Annotated in this window: 5 protein-coding genes; 3 read left to right on the top strand and 2 right to left on the bottom strand. The window is 57.6% G+C overall.

The window, feature by feature from the left end:
- The first annotated feature begins 181 nt into the window (after positions 1–181).
- Positions 182–637 carry a tRNA adenosine(34) deaminase TadA gene (gene tadA / locus ACOCD2_RS15360; protein WP_293649578.1) on the top strand — a complete coding sequence of 152 codons (456 nt, stop codon included), beginning with the start codon at positions 182–184 and terminating at the stop codon, positions 635–637.
- Here tadA and mltF read toward each other — a convergent pair.
- Complete coding sequence (gene mltF, locus ACOCD2_RS15365) at positions 610–2,031, bottom strand: membrane-bound lytic murein transglycosylase MltF (RefSeq protein ID WP_293649579.1); 1,422 nt, start codon at positions 2,029–2,031, stop codon at positions 610–612. The two genes, tadA and mltF, sit on opposite strands and share 28 nt — an antisense overlap.
- Before the next feature lie 237 nt (positions 2,032–2,268).
- Here mltF and ACOCD2_RS15370 point away from each other — a divergent pair, with 237 nt between their 5' ends.
- Both ACOCD2_RS15370 and ACOCD2_RS15375 read left to right on the top strand, forming a co-directional pair.
- Positions 2,269–2,514: a hypothetical protein gene (locus ACOCD2_RS15370; protein ID WP_308214458.1), complete on the top strand. Its 246-nt coding sequence runs from the start codon at positions 2,269–2,271 to the stop codon at positions 2,512–2,514.
- A gap of 6 nt (positions 2,515–2,520) precedes the next feature.
- Positions 2,521–2,658 carry a hypothetical protein gene (locus ACOCD2_RS15375; RefSeq protein ID WP_308214459.1) on the top strand — a complete coding sequence of 46 codons (138 nt, stop codon included), beginning with the start codon at positions 2,521–2,523 and terminating at the stop codon, positions 2,656–2,658.
- On the opposite strand, the gene ACOCD2_RS15380 is transcribed toward ACOCD2_RS15375, so the two are convergent.
- A partial coding sequence (locus ACOCD2_RS15380; protein ID WP_419588484.1) for an IS66 family transposase occupies positions 2,637–3,033 on the bottom strand: 397 nt, incomplete at its 5' end. The genes ACOCD2_RS15375 and ACOCD2_RS15380 overlap by 22 nt on opposite strands.

A 3,033-nucleotide genomic window follows, 5' to 3' on the forward strand; every position in this document is an offset into this window, starting at 1 on the left:
AGTTGTTGCGTAGTGCTTGGTGACCAGGACGGCTGGGGCACAAATAGGTTGTCAAAGGCCGAGTCGATTTTGGGGACTGGGATGTCCCAAAATCTATCACGAGGCCGAAGACACGCTTGATTGAAATTCAGCAGGATGAGGGGCGTCTTCCCGTACTCGTTTTCCTGTGGGCGAGGGCAAGGTGAATAAACAGAACCGTTTTATGGAACGCGCCCTCGAGCTGGCCCGACATGCCGAAACCCAGGGTGAGGTACCTGTAGGCGCAGTACTGGTACTCGATGAGAAAATCATTGGGGAAGGCTGGAATCAGCCAATCCGCCGGCACGATCCCAGCGCTCATGCCGAAATTATGGCTCTGCGCCATGCCGGGCAATATCAGAAGAATTACCGCCTGCCGGATTCCACGTTATACGTCACCCTCGAACCCTGTCCCATGTGCGCAGGCGCCATCGTGCATGCCAGGGTGGGCAGGGTGATCTTTGGGGCCTCGGATCCGCGCACGGGCGCTGCGGGCAGCGTGTTCGATCTGTTGCCCTCGGATGCGCGTTTCAATCACCGGACGGAAGTCAGTGGAGGCCTGATGGCGGACCAAAGTGCTGATCTACTTCGTCAGTTCTTCAGGGCCAGGCGTCGCTGACGCGTGCCGGACGTGCAGTTCCTGCCATTTTTCGCATTGTCCCAGTAAGTCAGCAGACGATAGTAGTAGCGGATGTTTTCCACATAGCTTACCGGTTCCCTGCCGCGAGCTCTGCCGTGTTTGAGCGTGGCGGAGTATTTCTTGTGGCCGAGTAAAGGCAGTCGCAGCTTGACGGCTTCCCAGCTGTCCGGGTCGGCATTGTCCCGCTGGGTGAGGATACGGGCGTCTTCCAGATGGCCGTAGCCAATGTTGTAGCTTGCCAGGGTGAACCACAGCAGGTCGTCACCCCGTATACGTTCGGGAATGCGTTTTTCCATCCACAACAGATGACGGGCGCCGCCGAGGATGCTCTGCCGCGGGTCGAGCCTGTTGTTGATCCGCTGCTGTTTCGCGGTGGCTTTGGTCAACATCATGAGACCGCGCACGCCGGTAGGCGAGGCTGCCCTGGGATTCCAATGAGATTCCTGGTAGCCAATGGCCGCCAGCAGCCGCCAGTCGATACCCGTATCTTTCTCCGCCTGCCTGAACAGGTCGATATAAGCAGGCAGGCGTTGCTTTACATGCTGCCAGAAATCCCGGCGCGTCACATAGTTCCGTTTCGGCAATTTGTCGATATATCTTTCCCGCAGCTGTTGCAGTTTGCCGGCGTGTTTCTGGGCTGCAAGAAAGCGATTGGCTGCATTGCGCAGGCTGTCATCGAAGCTGCGGTTGAACAGCCAGTGGACGGTGGTGCTTTCTGCCAGAGATACACCTGGAACAAGATTGGGCAGCTGATTGGTATGTGCCAGAAGCTGAGCGGTGGTAGACAGGGTGTGGCCGTAGGCGCCCGCGTTTGTTCCCGCGAGGATCAGCTCTTCAGAGAGTCCCGGCAATGGGCTTCCCGGCAGTTTCTTCCGCTCAAGCAATTCTGACAGGTAACCGTTGGCCGAAACTATGATTTCCGTATCGCCGGCTGCTGTCGGGTCAAGGGCTTTCCTGCCCATGGTATGGGCGAGCTGGGGGTTTGTTTCCAGCCAGGGGTTTGACTGGTAGGTAACGGCCTTGTGTTTCGTGGAAGGGAGGATAAAGCCTGCGGCCATGTCTTCCCTGCCTGTCTTGACGGCATGAATGGCGGCATTTCTGGTGGGGTAAACCGTAAACACCGCTTTCATTCCCTGGCTTCTGGCAAAGCGGTTTGCCAATTCATACTCCAGACCGGCTGCGCCTTTTTCGCCGAGATAACAGCTCAGGGGGCCGGAGACAGTTGCGATGTGCAGCAGGCCTTTGGCCTGCAGCCTTTGCAGCAGAGGCGTCTGTTCGCATCCCTGAAAGAAGAACATAGCAGCGAACGCCAGTATCAGCATTAGGCGCCTGGTGCAATGGGGCACGGGCTGTTTTCGGTTACCGATGCTCAAGGGTAAGGACTGTCTGTCGCCGGCAGGAAGCCGTGAATTCTAGCAATTCCCCGGTGGCAGGTCATGTGATCAGATCAAGGATCTTACTTGATGTTGGGTGACCGCTGAAGAAGTCGTGAACTCACATCTGGCGCCCGAGCCGTCCAAGAACTTCGCCCTGTTCTGGAATGGTACGTACACGGTCTGCTTCCCCCGGACTTGTTCACGGATCCCCTGGCGGTGCTATGATGCTGCGCCATGTCCCTGCCTGTAGAACAGATCCTGCCCCGACTGCACAAAGCACTGGCCCACGGTCATGCTGTGCTGTCTTCGCCGCCGGGGTCCGGCAAGACCACGAGAATACCGCTGGCGTTGCTGGATGCCCCCTGGTTACAGGGGCGGAAGATCATCATGCTGGAACCCCGCCGTCCGGCGGCGCGCATGGCGGCCCGTTACATGGCTCATTTGCTCGATGAAGCTGTCGGTGGCACGGTCGGTTACTAGGTACGCATGGAGCGCAGGATTGGCAGCCACACCCGTATCGAAGTGCTGACGGAAGGATTGCTGGTCAGGCGCCTGCAGTCCGATCCCGAACTGTCCGGTGTCGGGCTGATCATTTTTGGTAACTACTCACCCCTATCAGCATAGAGCTGTCCCGAAAAGGCCATTTGAATGGCGACCAGCGGATTGTATCCCTGATTTGCCATGGTCTGCAGGTAACTGGAGATGCGGCAATAGGCCTCGGCGTGCTTTCTTGTCCGGAAGCACCCCGACACCTTCTGTTTGACCTTGCTCATTCTCAGGTCACGTTCGGCCCGGTTGTTGGTAAACGGCACGTGGGAGAGTCTGGCGAAGAGCAGTACTGCCATCTCATGCTTCTTCAGTCGTTCCCACAGGTTGTGCGCATCGGATTTGGCGACCCGGCCCCGTTTGCCGTTTTGTCTGAGCGGGATAGGCGGGAGCTGCTTTGCACCGCGGGTGAGGATATTGCGGTAGCGTTTCTGCAGATTTTTGTACTCATTC

Source organism: Thiolapillus sp. (assembly GCF_048562965.1).
Classification (GTDB): Bacteria; Pseudomonadota; Gammaproteobacteria; order Chromatiales; family Chromatiaceae; genus Thiolapillus; species Thiolapillus brandeum_A.

Coding starts and splice junctions, on each gene's coding strand:
- ACOCD2_RS15370 (WP_308214458.1), top strand. CDS start 2,269: ATGTCCCTGCCTGTAGAACAGATCCTGCCCCGACTGCACAAAGCACTG.
- ACOCD2_RS15375 (WP_308214459.1), top strand. CDS start 2,521: ATGGAGCGCAGGATTGGCAGCCACACCCGTATCGAAGTGCTGACGGAA.